The organism is Priestia sp. MDV22-iso46, from assembly GCF_058629175.1.
The window spans coordinates 555,854-572,227 of the sequence record NZ_JBZVWT010000003.1; the positions used below are offsets into that span (position 1 = coordinate 555,854).

Consider the following 16,374-nt stretch of genomic DNA (forward strand, 5'->3'; position numbering starts at 1 on the left):
CAAAGGGAGTGTGAACAAACGTGATAACCATCAATTTATTTAACGTTAGTTTCTTTGTGATGGCGCTAGTAGGCTTTATTCTCATTTTTTGTTTGCGGCTAAAGTTCAAGCGGCCACTGTCATTATTTAAATGGTCTTTTTTGTTCGGAACGATGCTGCTGTCGCTAAGTTTATACTTGTTTATGGCGACCAGCCAATATATTCATTTGATATGCAATACAATCGGCTCAGTTATGACAGCGCTCTATCTTATCAGTATTATGGTCGGAGCAGAAGAGTCATAAATACATATGTTTGAAAGTCTATTGAAAGTAGAAAAAAGTAAAGATGCATAAAAGAGAAAGAAATGAACTTACATTCTTTTAGCCAAAATGATAACAACTGGAAAAACACCTCGGTACAAAATGCCGAGGTGTTTTTTCTAAATAAAAATAAAAGGGAAAGGAGAATATTTAGAGAAATACTAGTCATATTTTACTGAGTGTAGTAGAATAAAAAGTTATTATTCTATTTTTAGGTTGTTGCTATTGGCAACATGTGTTAGTCTAAAAGTGGTATACATTTTAGGCGATCTTGAAAAAGAGAGACGAGAAGCTTTTATTCAAGTTTCTTAAAAGCTTTACGTTTACTGAGGTGAAACAATGAAATCTCAAGTACAAAAATTTGTAGGCTATTTATTAGCTGGTGATCAAGACAGCGCTTGGGAAATTGTGCTAGAAGAAATCCAACAAGGAAAGAACAGCCTAGATATTTATGAAAATTTAATTACAACCGCAATGCGAGTAACTGGAGATATGTGGGAAGAAAATATCATTTCTGTAGCTGATGAGCACGTCGCCACTACGACATGTGATTATGTGCTAACTCGCTATCGCTTTTATAAAAAAATTCAGGGACACGCTTCAGACATCGCTCCAAAGGCACTGCTTCTATGTTTGGAACAAGAACAGCACTTTATTGGTTTAAAGATGGTGGCTTTATTGTTTGAAGAACACGAGTGGAATACTCGCTTTTTAGGGGCCAATCTGCCTCTGGAATACGCCGAGAAAATGGCTATGGAGTGGAAACCACAAATGGTAGGATTATCTGTCAGTATTCCTTATCATATTGAGAGGCTTGCTGAATATACCAAAACTTTGGACAAATTAGAACCAAGACCAACTGTAATGGTAGGAGGGCGCTTAGTTTCTCAAATTGATTTCCGTTCCTACTGTTCTGAGCATACACGCCTAATTCCGGATCTTCACCAACTAAATAACTGGTTAATCAGTTATCACAAAGGAGTGGAAGTTAATGTCGATGCTTGAATATGTTCCAATTCCTTACTTTTTAGTGGATACTGAATTTAATATTTTGGAATGGTCGCAACAATCAGGTCATTTATTTAAGCCTTCAGCTAATTTTTTAGATCTTGTAGACGTATTTAGTCAAGAAAAGGCGAGAAAGTTTTTAAGCTTGCGCCAAAAAGATTCTCGAGAACTGTCGGTAGACGAACCCCATGATGAGCAAACGCTTGTCCAAAGCCGAGGCCAGGCTATTCAGAAAGTAGAGCTTGTGATGCAAACCAATGATTCGCCTTATTCACTGTTTGAATGCTTAATTCAATGGGATAGTGATATAGGTCATTTAGTTTGTATTCGCCAAGATGAACGTATACAAGAGCTAACGAATCTTGTTCAAGACCATCGGAAACGATTAGCAGATACAGATTTTGAACTGCTTGAACAAAAAGAACGTCTTGAAAAATCATTACAAAAAATTAAGCAATTGTCCGCTTCTTTTATTAAATTATCCTCTAAAGTAGGACTTATACCTCTTTTTGGAGACTTAGATACAGATCTTGTAGCTGAAAATACGTGCATTTTGCAAAACTTTGCGCATGAAGGAAATTACACCACGCTTCTATTTGACTTTGGAGGCTTAGATATATTAACAACCGAAGGAATTCAAGCTTTTGCAGGCTTTATGCAGTCCTTCTACCTTATGGGTATCACATGCTACATTATCGGCATGAAGCCTCACCATACGGCTGCTTTGAAAAATAGAACGTTTGGTGATCAAATTATTTATATGAATAATCTTAGTGAAATTATTGCTGTGAATAAAAATGTGAGTTAAAAGAGTGGAGGAGAAGAAAGAATAACTTTCTTCTCCTCTTTCTGTATACACTTCTTCGCTTACAATTAAACATTCTTTTTATATTTCAGCTGAAAAGATAGCATTAAGACGTTGAAGTCCAATGTTCAAATCAGTATCACTAAGAAGGGAATAGCTTATTCGAATGTAAGCATGAGGAGGTTTGTGAACGAAACAAGCTTCACCAGGTAAAAAGCAAACATTATGCTCCTGGGCTTTTTTTAATAATGCGAATGTGTTTACATTTTGCGGCAGTTTTAACCATAAGTTGAAGCCTCCTTTAGGGACTTGGAATTGAACGTAGTCGGAAAGAGGCGAAAGCAGGTCGCTTGCATGATCTCTTCTCAATTGCAAAGCGATCCTCAGCTTTTCCATATGCTGTTTCATTCGCTCAGTGCGTAAGAAAGCTAGCACAGCTTTTTGAGTTAGTAAGGGACTACCAATATCCATCAATGCTTTAACCGCATATAGCCAATCAAATACAGAACCTTGTGCATAAAGTAATCCAATTCGAAGTCCTGGAGCCAAAGTTTTACTAAACCCCTTCAAGAACAAAACATGCCCATTTTTATCAAACGTTTTGATCGGTGGAGGCACTGATATATCATCGAAATAAATCTCTCCAAACGAATCATCTTCAACAATAAAAAAGTGATACAATTCGGCCAAATCAACTAGTTCTTTGCGGCGCTGTCTGCTCATTAGTATACCTGTAGGGTTTTGAAAAGAAGGGTTTACGTACAAAAGCGAAGGCTTTATTTTTTGGCAGACTTCTTCTACTAAATCAGATTGTATTCCTTCTTCATCTAGTTCAATTGAAATGACGTTAACACCTTTATTGGTGAAGACATCAATTGCAGCTCCGTAGCATGGACTCTCTACTATAACCGTATCCCCTGGCTTTAAAAGCGTTTGAGCAATTAAATCAATACCTTGCTGAGCGCCACTTGTAATCATGATTTCATGAGGATCAGCTTTTATTCCTTGCTCTCTCTGTAAATAAGAAGAAAGCTCTATGCGAAGCTCACGATCTCCTTGAATTGGACCGTATGTGGCTAAAACAAGCTCATTGGTACGTAAAAGACTTTGCATTTCTTGCGCTAAAAACTGATTAGGAAGGAGACGAGGGAAAAGAATAGCCTGAGAGAAATCATAATATTTACGATCACGATTTAAGCTATACTGAGAGCGCGTGATATTTACGTTTAATTCATCTTGCCATGAAAAATTATTTAATACCTTGGAAGAACGTTTAGTAACCCCTTTAACAAAAGCTCCTTTTCCTGACTGTATTACGATTAATCCTGATTTTTGTAAGAGCTGATACGATTTTCGTACCGTTAATAAGCTTATTTCTAACTCTTGTGATAGCTTGCGTAAAGAAGGGAGCTGATCACCAGGTTTTATCATGCTCGTTTGGATGCGATAACGAATCTGCTCATAGATTTGCTGATAAATGGGGGTAGAAGATTTTTTATGTACATTAAATCTCATTGTGTCACCTAACTATTCTTTTTCTTTAGTTAACCTCAAAATAAGCATGGGCGCAACTGGAAAAACAGCAACTGTTATAGTCAAGGTTTTACTGTTATACTTCCTTTCTTTTATACTCGTGGCATGTTTAAAGGAGGAAGATATATGATTATTATTAATTACGTACTTATCTGTTTTATTTTCGGCACGACATTCTTAACTATTAAATTAGGGATTGAAGCAGGAATGCCTCCACTTTTCTCAGCTGGAACTCGCTTTCTTTTAGCAGGAATATTAGTAATCTCGTACTTTGCATATAAAAAAGACGTTCGACGCTCGTTATTACTTTCAAAAAAAGTGATGATAGTAGGGTTTTGTTTGACCTTTATGACATTTTCAACACTCTATTGGGCAGAACAACATGTGACATCGGGTCTTGCAGCTGTTTTATCTGCTACTGGCCCAATGATGATATTGCTTATTCAAGTGATGCAAAGAAAAATGGAATTAAAAAAAGAGCAGTTATTCGCTTTGCTTCTGGCTTTTACCGGTGTTATTTGCATTTCACTTCCAAATGTGACAGCCACTATGTCTTATTCGCGGACGTTAGGGTGTATCATTATCATAGTAGGAGAAGTATTTTACGGCATAGGCAGCAATTATTCGAAAGCTTTGTTAAATAAACTAAAAGAAGTATCACCGTTTTTAATTAACGGTATTCAAATGTTTTACGGGGGAATATTTCTACTGGTGCTATCTTTATGTACAGAGCAGATCCATGTTTTCACTATTATGCCTTGGAACGCAGTATGGTCTATTGTATATTTAATTTTTGTTGGTTCAATTGCTGGACACGGCTTATATTATTGGCTAATAGCCCAAACAAATCCGGTTTTTCCATCTACGTGGTTGTATGTATCTCCTTTAATCGCGGTGTTAATCGGTTATGTAGTCTTAAATGAAGCTATCACGCCTTCTATTATTGGCGGAGGCCTTCTTATTTTAATAGGAGTGTTTATGGCCAATCGTGAAGCTTTGGGAGTACATTTTTAAAAAAGGTGTGCTATTCAAAAAGCAGCTGTAAAACAAGTCGCCATTTGCTGACTTGTTTTTAGTCAATCGGATGACAAAGAAGATTGAAGAAGATATCAAAGATGACTAAAAACCTCTTCCTAATGAAAGAAGAGGCTTTTTTGTTAAGAGTTTGCTGACATCGTATGAGACGGTAAAATGATATCTTGGTCGACGAGAAAGGACAAAAGTTCTCGTGTAGCATATGACATATAGCGATCTTTTTTCAAAATGATCCCGAGCTCCCACATTGGAGTAGGGGCGGCAATTGGAATACTTTTAATAAAGGGATTATTGATTTTCGGAAACACGGACTTTGGTAAAATAGCAATACCTAATTCAGAAGCAACTAGTTCAATAATCAAATCCCATTGAGAACTTTCGTACGCTATTTTTGGATGAAAACCCGCTTGAATGCACTCATGAATAATGCGATCATGAAGAGAGAAATCTTTGCTGAACAGAACAAACGGCTCTTCTCTAAGCTCGCTCAAAGCAACAATTGATTTAGCTGCCAGCGGATGCTCATGATGAATGTATAAATTAAACTCTTCTTCAATAAACGGATAGATGTGAAAAAGAGGGTTTTGAATAGGCAACACGATAATGCCAAGGTCTACTTGTTCGTTTTCTACAAGTTCGACAATTCGCTTTGCGCCAAGCTCCACAAGCTCTAATTTCACCTGAGGATGTTTTGATGTAAAGTTTTTTGCAATCATCGGGAAAACAACAGTCCCTACTAAAGGAGGAATTCCTACTTTAATATCTCCTGTAGGCAGATTCCGTAAATCATCTAACAGAGCATGCAGCTCGTGAAGAGTGGATACCAGCTTTTGGCTTTGCCCATACACAATCTGTCCTGCATCGGTTAACGTCAGCTTTCGAGTAGAGCGATCAAAAAGATCTACGCCGAGTTCTTCTTCTAGTTTCTTTACAATTTTACTTAATGCTGGCTGAGACAAGTGAATTGCAGCTGCTGCTTTCGTGAAACTTTTTTGATTAACTACTTCCATGAAATGTTGCAGTTCTCGAATATCCATAAATTCTCCTCACTAGTATTCTTAGTTTTCATACTATTTATTCTATTTATCTATTTTACTTATGATTCAAATAAATGTAAACTCTTACATAAGGAAGTGAATAGGGATTCATCTAAAAATAGTACATCAAATTCCTCTAAATACGTTAGAAACCCGCATGTTTGTAAGCGTTAACAAAAAAGCACCCTCGAAGAAAATCCTAGAAAAATATTTTTTTCTCCCGTAAAACAAAGCCGCGAGCGCAGAAATAACAAGTGTTGAAATGTTCATTTTGTATACTGTTCTGACAATTAAGAAAGAGGAATAAAATGGTATAGTGCACCACTAAGGTGAGTCTATTCATTCTGCAAACGAGCCGTACATAGAAAAAAGGCCTGTTTGTTAAAAATAATTGGGGGAGTGGTTGAGATGACATACGTTAAAGGACTAGAAGGAATCATTGCAGCTGAAACAAAAGTAGGGCATGTTGATGGAGAGAAAGGTCAGCTGATTTATCGCGGATATTGGGCAAAAGATTTGGCGATCAATTATTCTTTTGAAGAAGTTTCTTATTTAATTTGGAACGGCACGCTGCCAAATCATGATGAGTTAAAAGCATTTAAACAAAAAATGGTGACTCATCGTACGCTTCCAGCTAATATTGTTGCGTTAATGGACTGTTTGCCAAAAGATACAGAAGTGATGAGCGCGCTTCGCACATGTATCTCAGCATTAGGAGACCCTTCATACAGCTGGCCTCCGACAAAAGAGCAGGCGCTTGCGATTACAGCGGTAACACCTACCATTATTGCCTATTGGTATCGTAAAATGAATGATTTAGAAGTAGTAGAACCTAACGAGCATTTGGATCATGTAGCAAACTATTTATATATGATTAACGGGGAAATTCCAGATCAAAGTTTGGTTACTGCGCTGAACGCATATTTTGTTTTGACAATTGAACATGGGATGAACGCCTCAACCTTCTCATCACGCGTTATTTCATCTACCGAATCTGACATGGTTTCAGCTATTTGCGGAGCAATTGGCGCGATGAAAGGTCCGCTTCACGGAGGAGCTCCTTCTGGTGTTATTACCATGTTTGATGAAATTGGAAGTGAAGAGAATATTGAGCCTTGGGTTCGTAAAAAATTAGATAATAAAGAGAAAATTATGGGATTTGGTCATCGCGTTTATCGTACACATGACCCAAGAGCAGAAGCATTAAAAGAAGTATCGAAACAAATCTCAGGAGACAACGGGCTATTTGATTTAATTGTTAAAATTGAAGATAAAACCATTGAATTACTCAATGAATACAAGCCGGGTCGAGGCATTTATACCAATGTAGAATATTTCGCTGCAGCGGTTATGAAAGCGGTTGAGCTTCCGTCTGAACTATTCACACCAACCTTCACAGCAAGCCGTGTAGTTGGCTGGACAGCTCATGTCGTAGAGCAGTCAGAAAATAATCGTATTTACCGACCTCAGTCTGCGTATATAGGTTATACGCCAGTTGAACAAAATCAATAAATAAACTCGGTTTCACATAAAAAACGTCGGTAGATCCGACGTTTTTTTCATATGGTTAAATATATTCTTTTTGAGAATAAAATCGCTTTAATAAATAGAATAATCCGACTGCTAAGCATAAACTTGCTGCAGCTAAGCTAGAGGTAATCATGGCGTGCTCACCTTCGGTAGGGGTATGTGAAAGTTTATAGCTGCTGTAGCATAAGAGAGCTGTGATACATAAACAGCAGGAACTAATCAATCCATAACGCTTTTTGAAGCCAATAATAGATAGTAATACAATCAAATAAATTCCGCTCACCATCATCATAATTGGAAACTGAGGGTGGAATTTAATTGTATATAACAAATAATCGATGTGAGAATAGTGATGAACCGCCGAGGACTTTGTTAGCCCTCCGGTCAAACTAGCTGATAAAGGTCCTTCAAGCATCGAAGAGCCGTTATACCAAGTAGCGACTGAGGAAAGTAAAAAAACAAAACAACTTGCAAATAGCTGCGTCATGCATTTTATTGACACGTATAGAAAGCTCCTCTCAATAACCATCTTTTGTTAATACAAGTCCGAAAATTATTATAGCAGGTTTTGAAAGTAAAAAAAGTACTATTGGAATGGTTTCATAAAACGTTCATATTTGAAAAGGTTTGTTTTTTAAAGAGAAAGGGAAAAAAAGTGAAACGGAAGATATGAATAGAGGAGAGAGAAAGATGAAAGCAGCAGTGATTTTGAATCCAAACGCAGGAAACAAAAAATTAGTAAATGAAATTGACTTTATATGTGATCGGTTAAACACTGCATTTGAGACGGTTACTTTATATAAAACAGAGCAACCTGGAGATGGTGCCGATCTGGTAAGAAAATTGGAAGGCAAAGCGGATGTCATTATTGGAGCAGGAGGAGACGGGACAATTTATGAGCTCATCAACGCTCTTGCTCCGCTGCAGCAACGTCCTGTATTTGCTATTTTACCTGGAGGAACGTGCAACGACTTTTCGCGTGCAATTGGAATGAATCAAAATCCTTTAAAAGCGGTGGAGCAAATTATAGAAAAGCAGACGGAGGCAGTGGATGTTGGAAAACATGGCGAAGATTATTTTTTAAACTTTTGGGGAATCGGCCTCGTAGCTGATGTATCTGAAAATATTTTAGAAGAAAATAAAGAGAAATTTGGTAAGCTCTCTTATTACATGAGCGTAGGTAGAACTTTAAATCAAGCAGAGCCTTTTCAATTAAAAATGACGAGCGAAAAAGCTTCCTATGAAGGAGAAGCTGTTATGGTGTTAATTGGAAACGGTCCCTTTTTAGGAGGAACTCGCGCTATGCTAGGAAACAGCTCATTTCAAGACGGATTATTAGATGTATTCGTTATTAAAGAAATGGGAATCGAGCCGGTTATGGCATGGTTACAAACAAGCCCTGATGAGGAACAGCTTAACCCTGAAAGCAACCTTATGCATTTTCGTGCAAAAGAAGTTCATATTGAAACTACTCCTGAAAAAACGGTAGATTGTGATGGAGAAAAAGAAACGACGACACCTTCAACGATTACGGTTCTCCACAATCACATAAATATGATAGTCGGAAACAGATAAAAAAACGCTGGAAGTTCCAGCGTTTTTTTTATGAAGACAGCCATCGCGGAGAAGTAAAGAGCATAATCATTATGCTGCTCATCGTAATAACAAGCATGGAGTAGCAAAAAGCAGTAAATCCGATAATATGTAAGCCCACTATCATAATCGTACTGTCTAAGATAAAAATGGTTATTCCTATATTGATTTTCCATTTTTTTGATACAATAATGGCAATTAAATCAAGCCCGTCCGAACTGATGCCGTAGCGAAGCATCAGTCCTATTCCCATTCCTACGAGTGCGCCTCCAAGCAGTGAGCTAAAGAGCAAAGGAAGCTCCAGCGTGCCTTCGAGAATAGACAGCCATTCTGTCATAAAAAAAGAAACAAATAAACCTATACTTCCATAAAAAAAGTTTTGACGATGACGAAAAAAAGCATATAAATAGACAGGTACGTTCAAAAAGAAAATGGACATTCCGATAGGAGTTCCAAACACATAATATACGATAAGCCCAAATCCTATAAGTCCACCGTCTAGTAAGTGATACGGAGCAATAAATCCGTTTAGCCCTAGTCCAATTAATAAGCTGCCACAGCAAATCGAAACCACTCTCGAAAAAATATTCCTCACCCTATACGTTAAATTTTAATAGGAGTAATCGTTCATCTATATATATGGCAAGCTTGGGTTATTTAGAAGTAAAAAGAAAATTATGTAAAAAGTATTGATTCTATAACTCTGATATTCTATAGTTAATCTAACTTCGTTTTCACGACAATTTCTTGATTTTTTACGATACTGTTTAACTGTTTGTATTTTTAATATATAAAAAAGTTGTGTTCGGTAAAAAGCATACGATTGTAATAAGTCGATAAAAGCAAGCCGCTATATAAAGGGGTTGATTACGTGTAGGATTCTCTTTCTTTTCAGTCATACTAAAAAGAAAGAGGGATTGTCGTGAAAAATCGTTCCGTAATTTTTTTATGGTTTGGTCAAAGTCAAGCCAATTTAGCAGATGTATTATATATTGTTGCGTTAATCAGCATTCTTTATGCTCAAAATAGTTCTCCCGTGCTGCTTTCATGCATTCCGTTTACCATTACGACTGCTAAGTTTTTGAGCAGTTTTACTGTGCCTTTTCTTATAGATCGCTACAGGGCTAAGCGTATTCTTGTTGTGTCTCAGCTGTTAAAAACCAGTGTTTTGTCTATGTTTTTCTTGTGGCATATGTCGCTTATCAGCATGCTGTGCTGCGTGGCGCTTATTGCTTTTTTCGATGGGTGGGCAGCTCCGGTTCAAAGCTCTATGCTTCCTCATTTAGTAGATAAAGAGACGCTGTTGAAATGGAACAGTATGTTTAATGTCACCGATCAAACGATTCAAATTGCAGCCTATCCGCTTGGAAGCTTTCTGATCATTAGCTGGGATGCTACTGGCCTTTTATGGCTGTCATTTTCGTTATTCAGTTTGTCAATCGTATTTATGCAGTCCATTCGCATTAACGCTCATTCTTCTAAAACGAAGCAAAAACAAGGGTTAAAAGAGGGATGGAAGCTAATTTGGCATTATCCGCGCCTGCGGGTTTTATTAGTCATGGAGGTTTTAGAAGGGATGGCTGCCGGCGTTTGGGCATCAGCAATTGTCTACGTGTTTGTGAAAGAGATATTAAATAAAAATGAAGCTTGGTGGGGATATATCAACAGCAGTTTTTTTGTTGGAACGGTTCTTGGAGGTTTCGTTTTGTTGAAGATTTCAGTTGAACAAGAGAAAAGTCTTTATCATATCGTAACATTAGGCAGTCTTTTATCAGGTTTCTTTACATTATTGTTCGGAGTGATGCCTGCTCCTTTTCTTTCACTTTTACTTAGTTTTGCTATTGGTATTGCCCTTCAAATAAGCGCTACGTGTTCTTACACGCTTACACAAACGGCCGTTCCTTTAGAAAAGCTTTCTAAGGTACTTTCCGCTACGCTTAGCGTTTCATATGTGACGTTTGGGCTTTCGGTGCTGCTGCTTGGAGCTGTTGCTTCGCTAAATGTGACGGCGGCGTTTCTAACAGCAGGAGGACTGATTGTAATCAGCGGCTGTGTAGGTTTATTCTTACGAAATTATGCGCTTGCTAACTAAAAAAGGTTGCTATTTGCAACCTTTTTTAAAACATTGTATTTTCTCTCCTCAACCATAAGCCGTATAAGGTTGTTTGCTTTAAATATCCCTTGTGTAAAAGTAGGGAGCTTTTCACGAAAACGAAAGGAAAAAAAGTATGGTTATCGAATTATGTTAAGAGCGTTGAGCTAAAAGGAGTGATTAAATGGTTGTCATTCGACAGGCGGTTGAAACTGATCGAGAGCGACTGGCTACGTTAATGCAAGAATATATAGTAAAATTCTGTGAGCAGCCTGCCCCTTCCCGGAAAGCTTTAACTTTACATATTAAGCGCTTATTGAATAATCCTTCCTATGGTATCCAGTTTGTTGCTGAATTGGAAGGGAAACTAGTAGGTTTTGCGACGGTGTACGTATCGTGGAGCACCTATTATTTTAAAGAAACAGCCATCTTAAAAGACTTGTACGTATCTCCTTTAAACAGAGGAAATAAAATTGGTGAACGTTTGTTTAAGATCTGCCTTGCCTATTCTCAAAAGTATGAGTTTGCAGGTATGACCGCTGAGTGCAGCAGTGAAAATAAAGTTGCTCAAAACCTTTATCAAAAAATGAACGGTAAAGAAAATGCAGGGGTTCAATACCGTTTTTTTTAAGAGAAGTGCAGCTTTTACTTTTAAGACTTCTACTAAATGGCAAAAATATGTTATAGTATGAAAAGTGAAATTGATGAAAATGTCGGTGGGCTATATGTTAGATGATCGTATCAATAGTAGGGGGAAGTTGGACTAGCTGTTTGAAAGGCGGCCATCCTATTTTTAGTATAGCCGCAAGGAAGGAGCAGGACCTTGAAAAAAAATCCAATCTTAAACGCGTGGAAAATAGTAACTGCAACGAGCGGTTTTTTACTTGCGCTGTTTATCTTTAAAGTCCGAAAAGGAAGATAACCATATAAAGAAAGCTCCTCGATTGAGGAGCTTTTTATGATTTAAGAATAGGAAACGTCAAGGGAGTCACTGTTGATAAAGAATCTCTGTAAGAATGATAGGTGAAATAATGACGTGTTGGACTATAAATAGTCATGTAAAGTAAATAATCATATTTCGTTTCCATATAGAAAAAAACGCCGTCTACGTGGAGTGTATAGAAAGAGTACGACATCCCGAGCAGCGTTTGCTTTTGTACGCTTGTGCTTGGGTTTTCTTTAATCCATTCATACAGTTCAAACGCACTCACTCCTGGTGATGATTGCAGCGTATGTACTTTGTCATATAACTTATCAGATACATCGGAAACCGACTGTTTTAATTGGTGAAATAAGTTGGACATTTGTTCTTTCATTGTGGTGAGCTCCTTTACGGGTAGTCAGCTATTAGCATGCTCAAAGAAATCCACGCTTATGTATAAGTTAGTGGATGGCTGATTTGAATTTGCCGCCATGCGCTTCTTGGGTATCCATAATGGTTGTAAATGCATGCGGATCTATTTCGGAAATAATGGTTTTAAGCTTGGTAATTTCTAAACGCGTCACAACTACGTATATGACTTCTTTTTCTGTACCTTCAAATCCGCCTTTACCGTAAAGCTTTGTAACGCCGCGTCCTAGACGATGTGTAATAGCATCTGACAGCTCTTCGTAGTGATTTGAAACAATAAAGGCTGCTTTTGTTTCATCAAGACCCTGAATAATCGCATCGATTGTTTTAGAAGCAATATAGTACGTAAGGATCGAGTACATGGCCTGTTCCCAACCTAGCACAAACCCTGCCCAAGCAAAAATGAAGATATTTAAAAACATCACAAATTCGCCCACAGAAAACGGGATTTTTTTTGTTAATAAAATACCTAAAATCTCAGTTCCGTCTAACGCTCCGCCGTGACGAATGACCGTTCCTACACCTGCTCCTAACAGTAGCCCGCCAAATACAGTAGCAAGAAGCGGTTCAGATGTTACAGCTGGAACATGGTGCAATTGAGATTCTACAATGGATAAAGCAACAACTGCAAACATAGATGAAAAGCAGAAGTTACGACCAATTTGTTTGTATCCACTATATAAAAAAGGGAGATTAAAGATGATGATAAGCAGACTGAACGGCAATTTCGTTAAGTAAACTAAAATTAGAGAAATACCGATAATACCGCCATCAATTACGGAATTTGGGACTAAAAATAATTCGATAGAAACGGCAGCCAAGGAAGCCCCAATTAACATCATAATGTAGCGATAAATGAGCCGACCTGCCTTTTCCTTTTTGTGCTGTTTCGTTGTCATAAAATCTTTCCTTTCAAAATACTGCCTATACGCAACTCTTACTAGTATAACTAAGTCTTGGGAACTCTATCCAATTATCTACTTTAAAAAAGACTAGCCAGAATAAACAAAATCCTGTTAAATTAAACGGTAGACATTTGCTGAAATAAAGGAGCTGTACATATGATAAACGTTTATATTCCAGCGCTTCAAACAAGCGCTGGCGAAAAAGCGGCACGCTATATTGATACACTAACCAAACCGATAGGAAGCCTTGGAAGACTCGAAGAAATAGCAGTGGAATTAGCGGCCATGACCGGGGAAGTTTTTCCGACAGTCACGCCGCCAGGAGTCCTCGTTTTTGCAGGCGATCATGGAATTGTAAAAGAAGGAGTTTCAGCTTATCCGCAAGACGTAACGGCACAAATGGCGCTGAATTTTTTGCAGGGAGGAGCAGCTATTAACGTGTTTAGTCAGCAAATAGATGCACAGTTCAAACTGATTGACATCGGCATTGCTTCTGACCTTTCCCATAAGGACCTTGTACAACGCAAAGTGAAGCTGGGGACAGCAAGTTTTTATAAAGAAGACGCGATGACGCGCAATGAGGCAGAACTGGCTGTTCAAGTCGGATATGAAGAAGCTGAAGAGCTTATTGCCCAAGGAATTAAATGTTTGATTGTAGGAGAAATGGGCATCGGAAATACTACGTCAAGCACGGCTATTTTAGCTGTATTGACAGGAGAAAAAGTCTCTAAGCTTGCGGGAATGGGCACAGGGATTTCTGATGAACAACTGCGCCACAAAGTGAACGTGATTGAAGAAGCGCTGCAAAACAGGCACATTAACCCTCAGGATCCGATTGATATTATTAGTAAAATAGGGGGTCTTGAAATTGCCGGGATGACAGGTGCTATGCTGGCGGCAGCTGCTCACCGTATTCCTATTTTAGTAGATGGTTTTATTTGTACAGTTGCAGCCCTTCTAGCAACAGAAATCAATACACAAGCAAGAGACTATATGTTTGCTAGTCACGAATCTGTTGAACAAGGCCATGCGTGTGCAATGAAGCTTCTTGGCAAGAAACCGCTCCTCAACCTCAATCTTCGTTTAGGTGAGGGAAGTGGAGCTGCTGTTACATTTCCGCTGCTGCACTCGGCTTCACTGATGATTGCCAATATGGCTACGTTTCAATCTGCTGGAGTGTCTGAGAAAGAATAAACCTAAAAAAGACATGGAAACAAAACCATGTCTTTTTTCTTTATTTTATAAAAAAATCTTATATTTTTAACATCATAAACCAATAAATGCTAAAGCTAGCACCTGTTAAAATAAATGATCCAATAATTAACAATACCAGTGCAACGCGTCGTTTAATCGCTTGAATTTCTCTATCTTTTGGCAAACGTCCCATTGGTCTTCCTCCATTATGTAAATATTTCACGTATTTTCCTATTTTACTCCGCTTTAAAAAGAGAGAACATATGTCAAAGTTACTAAAAACTAAATTATTTTACAAAAAAATTGTATCCCCATTACAGCAGGGCAAAGAATACGTATTTTTTCAGTTAGAAAAGGACTGCTCTAAAGGTTTACTTACATGGCAACAACCTTTATCATATAACTGACTATACTATGATGTTATCCAAAGTTGGAAGAAATCTCAATAAATGTGAGTGTTATAATTACATGATAAGAGTCAGAAAATTTTAAAAAAGAGTGTGAGCAAACAATGAACGGTATGTTGATTATTCGGAACGGAGCTCCTTTTTATGAAGGAGCTTCCGTGCCTATTCCAAAAGATAAAGCCTGTATTATCGGACGAAGCAGTGAAGAATGGGAGCCTTATCTGGCCTTTCAAAGTGCTTACATTTCGCGCAAGCATTTTGAAGTAACGTACGAAAGCAATGCCTTTTTCATTACAGACTTGTTTAGTAAACACGGGACAAAAGTAAATGGAGAAGAGTTACAGCCTGGAACCCCTCGTTTATTGAAAGAGCAGGATGTCATTACCTTAGCAAATGAAGAGGCAGCTTTAGTATTTAGAAATGATGATATGGATGCAACCCTCGATTTAGGACCTTTGCTAAAACAAATAAATAAGCCATTTTACACATTAGATCCAATTTTGCAGAAAGTAAAAATAAAAGAGGAAACGTATATTCTGTCAGATAAAGAATACGCGTGCTTAGCTTATCTTCTAGAATACAACAATCAATTTGTTTCAAAAGAAGCATTAAAAAAAAGCGTTTGGCCTGAACGAGTAGAGTCAAATGGAGAAATTCTAGTAGCAGCGGAAGAGCTGAATGCGCTGATTTACCGGGTTCGCAAAAAAATAGGAACATATTTAGAAATCGAAGTGATTCGAGGAAAAGGATATTGGCTGCACTTTAACGAAAATGGACGTGAATAGAATCACGTCCATTTTTCAATCTCGTTTTACAGCATGTACACGTATATGTTTAGCTTCTGCTAGCCAAGATCCATTTTGAAATAGTTTATCTTGCATTCGATTTTCTAAGCGCGTAATGAGGACATTTTTAGTTTCTGTCGTCACGTGAGCAAAAAGAGGGGCTGCATTTGTTTCCAGCCAATTACGCAAGCCGTTTTCCCCTTTTAACAAGAAGGGACGGCTGTAGTGAATAGCCGTGGTGACTTGAAAATTCTGTGATTCCAAAAGAGAAGAATATTCAGCTACAGAAGGAAAGTACCATGGGAAATCTACATCGTTATAAGGGATATCAAACGTTTTAAATTGACGAATGATTTCTGTGAAAATTTCGTCCATGTTTCCTTTTCCCCAAAATTCTGCTACAAATCGGCCATTTGGTTTTAAAGCATTGTAAATGTTTTTAATGACAAGGTGAGGGGGATGGATGTCGTGTAAAGTTGCATTTGAAAAAACTGCGTCAAATTGTTCGTAATAAGGAAGGTTAAGGGCATTTAACTGTTCAAAGGATAAAGTTGGGTACTGATGACGAGCCTGTTCAATCATATTTTCAGAGCAATCGATGCCCGTTGCACGGACATGAAGCTTATTGAGCTGCGAAATAAATTCGCCAGTGCCGCAGCCAATATCTAAAATATGTTCGCCAGCTTGAGGAGAAAGAAGGTTCATAGCACTTCCTCCAAATGAAGAAACAAACGGAAGATGATACACTTGAGCAATTTTTTGTTGATTAACAGTTTGACTCATGAAGTGATTCCTCC

General features: G+C 37.9%; 17 protein-coding genes and 1 pseudogene. 10 read left to right on the top strand and 8 right to left on the bottom strand.

Annotated elements, in window-relative coordinates; translation table 11 throughout:
* The first annotated feature begins 20 nt into the window (after nt 1-20).
* From AC4NPH_RS20370 to AC4NPH_RS20380, 3 genes are all read left to right on the top strand, one after another.
* Nucleotides 21-284: a hypothetical protein gene (locus tag AC4NPH_RS20370; protein WP_078081959.1), complete on the top strand. Its 264-nt coding sequence runs from the start codon at nt 21-23 to the stop codon at nt 282-284.
* 357 nt (nt 285-641) lie between these two features.
* Nucleotides 642-1,307, top strand: a complete 666-nt coding sequence (locus AC4NPH_RS20375) for a cobalamin B12-binding domain-containing protein (RefSeq protein ID WP_097812199.1) — start codon at nt 642-644, stop codon at nt 1,305-1,307.
* A complete protein-coding gene (locus AC4NPH_RS20380) occupies nt 1,294-2,118 on the top strand; it encodes an STAS domain-containing protein (RefSeq protein ID WP_013057754.1) in 825 nt (274 codons plus the stop codon). Before AC4NPH_RS20375 ends, AC4NPH_RS20380 begins: the two co-directional genes overlap by 14 nt.
* 78 nt (nt 2,119-2,196) lie before the next feature.
* On the opposite strand, the gene pdxR is transcribed toward AC4NPH_RS20380, so the two are convergent.
* On the bottom strand, nt 2,197-3,630 hold the full coding sequence (gene pdxR / locus AC4NPH_RS20385; RefSeq protein WP_063672012.1) for a MocR-like pyridoxine biosynthesis transcription factor PdxR: 1,434 nt from the start codon (nt 3,628-3,630) through the stop codon (nt 2,197-2,199).
* Between the two features lie 144 nt (nt 3,631-3,774).
* On the opposite strand from pdxR, the pseudogene AC4NPH_RS20390 reads away from it, so the two are divergent.
* Nucleotides 3,775-4,693: pseudogene (locus AC4NPH_RS20390) on the top strand (DMT family transporter).
* A 112-nt stretch (nt 4,694-4,805) separates the two neighbouring features.
* Here AC4NPH_RS20390 and AC4NPH_RS20395 read toward each other — a convergent pair.
* Nucleotides 4,806-5,720 (bottom strand): LysR family transcriptional regulator, encoded by a 915-nt coding sequence (locus AC4NPH_RS20395; protein WP_013057751.1) that lies wholly within the window; start codon nt 5,718-5,720, stop codon nt 4,806-4,808.
* A gap of 408 nt (nt 5,721-6,128) precedes the next feature.
* On the opposite strand from AC4NPH_RS20395, the gene AC4NPH_RS20400 reads away from it, so the two are divergent.
* Nucleotides 6,129-7,232 carry a citrate synthase/methylcitrate synthase gene (locus tag AC4NPH_RS20400; RefSeq protein ID WP_013057749.1) on the top strand — a complete coding sequence of 368 codons (1,104 nt, stop codon included), beginning with the start codon at nt 6,129-6,131 and terminating at the stop codon, nt 7,230-7,232.
* Nucleotides 7,233-7,287: 55 nt separating this feature from the next.
* On the opposite strand, the gene AC4NPH_RS20405 is transcribed toward AC4NPH_RS20400, so the two are convergent.
* Entirely contained in the window at nt 7,288-7,752 is a 465-nt protein-coding gene (locus tag AC4NPH_RS20405) for a DUF4306 domain-containing protein (RefSeq protein ID WP_223260182.1), read from the bottom strand.
* Between the two features lie 188 nt (nt 7,753-7,940).
* On the opposite strand from AC4NPH_RS20405, the gene AC4NPH_RS20410 reads away from it, so the two are divergent.
* A complete protein-coding gene (locus AC4NPH_RS20410) occupies nt 7,941-8,825 on the top strand; it encodes a diacylglycerol/lipid kinase family protein (RefSeq protein WP_025751162.1) in 885 nt (294 codons plus the stop codon).
* Between the two features lie 28 nt (nt 8,826-8,853).
* Here AC4NPH_RS20410 and AC4NPH_RS20415 read toward each other — a convergent pair whose 3' ends face one another.
* Nucleotides 8,854-9,417, bottom strand: coding sequence for a YitT family protein (locus AC4NPH_RS20415; RefSeq protein WP_029322703.1), 564 nt, complete (start codon nt 9,415-9,417; stop codon nt 8,854-8,856).
* Between the two features lie 348 nt (nt 9,418-9,765).
* Here AC4NPH_RS20415 and AC4NPH_RS20420 point away from each other — a divergent pair, with 348 nt between their 5' ends.
* Together AC4NPH_RS20420 and AC4NPH_RS20425 are read left to right on the top strand one after the other, a co-directional pair.
* The gene (locus AC4NPH_RS20420; RefSeq protein ID WP_098196684.1) at nt 9,766-10,935 is read left to right on the top strand and encodes an MFS transporter; all 1,170 of its coding nucleotides are present in this window, start codon (nt 9,766-9,768) and stop codon (nt 10,933-10,935) included.
* A 184-nt stretch (nt 10,936-11,119) separates the two neighbouring features.
* Nucleotides 11,120-11,566 (top strand): GNAT family N-acetyltransferase, encoded by a 447-nt coding sequence (locus AC4NPH_RS20425; protein ID WP_013057744.1) that lies wholly within the window; start codon nt 11,120-11,122, stop codon nt 11,564-11,566.
* Nucleotides 11,567-11,891: 325 nt separating this feature from the next.
* On the opposite strand, the gene AC4NPH_RS20430 is transcribed toward AC4NPH_RS20425, so the two are convergent.
* Nucleotides 11,892-12,251 (bottom strand): hypothetical protein, encoded by a 360-nt coding sequence (locus tag AC4NPH_RS20430; protein WP_013057743.1) that lies wholly within the window; start codon nt 12,249-12,251, stop codon nt 11,892-11,894.
* 67 nt (nt 12,252-12,318) lie between these two features.
* Nucleotides 12,319-13,185 carry a YitT family protein gene (locus AC4NPH_RS20435; RefSeq protein WP_013057742.1) on the bottom strand — a complete coding sequence of 289 codons (867 nt, stop codon included), beginning with the start codon at nt 13,183-13,185 and terminating at the stop codon, nt 12,319-12,321.
* Between the two features lie 162 nt (nt 13,186-13,347).
* Here AC4NPH_RS20435 and cobT point away from each other — a divergent pair, with 162 nt between their 5' ends.
* Nucleotides 13,348-14,385: a nicotinate-nucleotide--dimethylbenzimidazole phosphoribosyltransferase gene (cobT, locus tag AC4NPH_RS20440; RefSeq protein WP_013057741.1), complete on the top strand. Its 1,038-nt coding sequence runs from the start codon at nt 13,348-13,350 to the stop codon at nt 14,383-14,385.
* Nucleotides 14,386-14,443: 58 nt separating this feature from the next.
* Here the strand turns inward: cobT and AC4NPH_RS20445 are convergent, their stop codons facing one another.
* A complete protein-coding gene (locus AC4NPH_RS20445) occupies nt 14,444-14,578 on the bottom strand; it encodes a hypothetical protein (RefSeq protein WP_013057740.1) in 135 nt (44 codons plus the stop codon).
* A 318-nt stretch (nt 14,579-14,896) separates the two neighbouring features.
* Between AC4NPH_RS20445 and AC4NPH_RS20450 the strand changes: the two genes are divergently transcribed.
* Entirely contained in the window at nt 14,897-15,577 is a 681-nt protein-coding gene (locus AC4NPH_RS20450; RefSeq protein WP_013057739.1) for an FHA domain-containing protein, read from the top strand.
* A gap of 15 nt (nt 15,578-15,592) precedes the next feature.
* Here the strand turns inward: AC4NPH_RS20450 and AC4NPH_RS20455 are convergent, their stop codons facing one another.
* Nucleotides 15,593-16,360, bottom strand: coding sequence for a class I SAM-dependent methyltransferase (locus AC4NPH_RS20455; protein WP_279824100.1), 768 nt, complete (start codon nt 16,358-16,360; stop codon nt 15,593-15,595).
* Nucleotides 16,361-16,374 lie beyond the last annotated feature (14 nt).

Excerpts from the sequence above, each read along its gene's own strand:
- AC4NPH_RS20375 (WP_097812199.1), top strand. The coding sequence starts at position 642 with ATGAAATCTCAAGTACAAAAATTTGTAGGCTATTTATTAGCTGGTGAT.
- AC4NPH_RS20380 (WP_013057754.1), top strand. The coding sequence starts at position 1,294 with ATGTCGATGCTTGAATATGTTCCAATTCCTTACTTTTTAGTGGATACT.
- pdxR (WP_063672012.1), bottom strand. The coding sequence starts at position 3,630 with ATGAGATTTAATGTACATAAAAAATCTTCTACCCCCATTTATCAGCAA.
- AC4NPH_RS20395 (WP_013057751.1), bottom strand. The coding sequence starts at position 5,720 with ATGGATATTCGAGAACTGCAACATTTCATGGAAGTAGTTAATCAAAAA.
- AC4NPH_RS20400 (WP_013057749.1), top strand. The coding sequence starts at position 6,129 with ATGACATACGTTAAAGGACTAGAAGGAATCATTGCAGCTGAAACAAAA.
- AC4NPH_RS20410 (WP_025751162.1), top strand. The coding sequence starts at position 7,941 with ATGAAAGCAGCAGTGATTTTGAATCCAAACGCAGGAAACAAAAAATTA.
- AC4NPH_RS20425 (WP_013057744.1), top strand. The coding sequence starts at position 11,120 with ATGGTTGTCATTCGACAGGCGGTTGAAACTGATCGAGAGCGACTGGCT.
- AC4NPH_RS20430 (WP_013057743.1), bottom strand. The coding sequence starts at position 12,251 with ATGAAAGAACAAATGTCCAACTTATTTCACCAATTAAAACAGTCGGTT.
- AC4NPH_RS20435 (WP_013057742.1), bottom strand. The coding sequence starts at position 13,185 with ATGACAACGAAACAGCACAAAAAGGAAAAGGCAGGTCGGCTCATTTAT.
- cobT (WP_013057741.1), top strand. The coding sequence starts at position 13,348 with ATGATAAACGTTTATATTCCAGCGCTTCAAACAAGCGCTGGCGAAAAA.
- AC4NPH_RS20445 (WP_013057740.1), bottom strand. The coding sequence starts at position 14,578 with ATGGGACGTTTGCCAAAAGATAGAGAAATTCAAGCGATTAAACGACGC.
- AC4NPH_RS20450 (WP_013057739.1), top strand. The coding sequence starts at position 14,897 with ATGAACGGTATGTTGATTATTCGGAACGGAGCTCCTTTTTATGAAGGA.
- AC4NPH_RS20455 (WP_279824100.1), bottom strand. The coding sequence starts at position 16,360 with ATGAGTCAAACTGTTAATCAACAAAAAATTGCTCAAGTGTATCATCTT.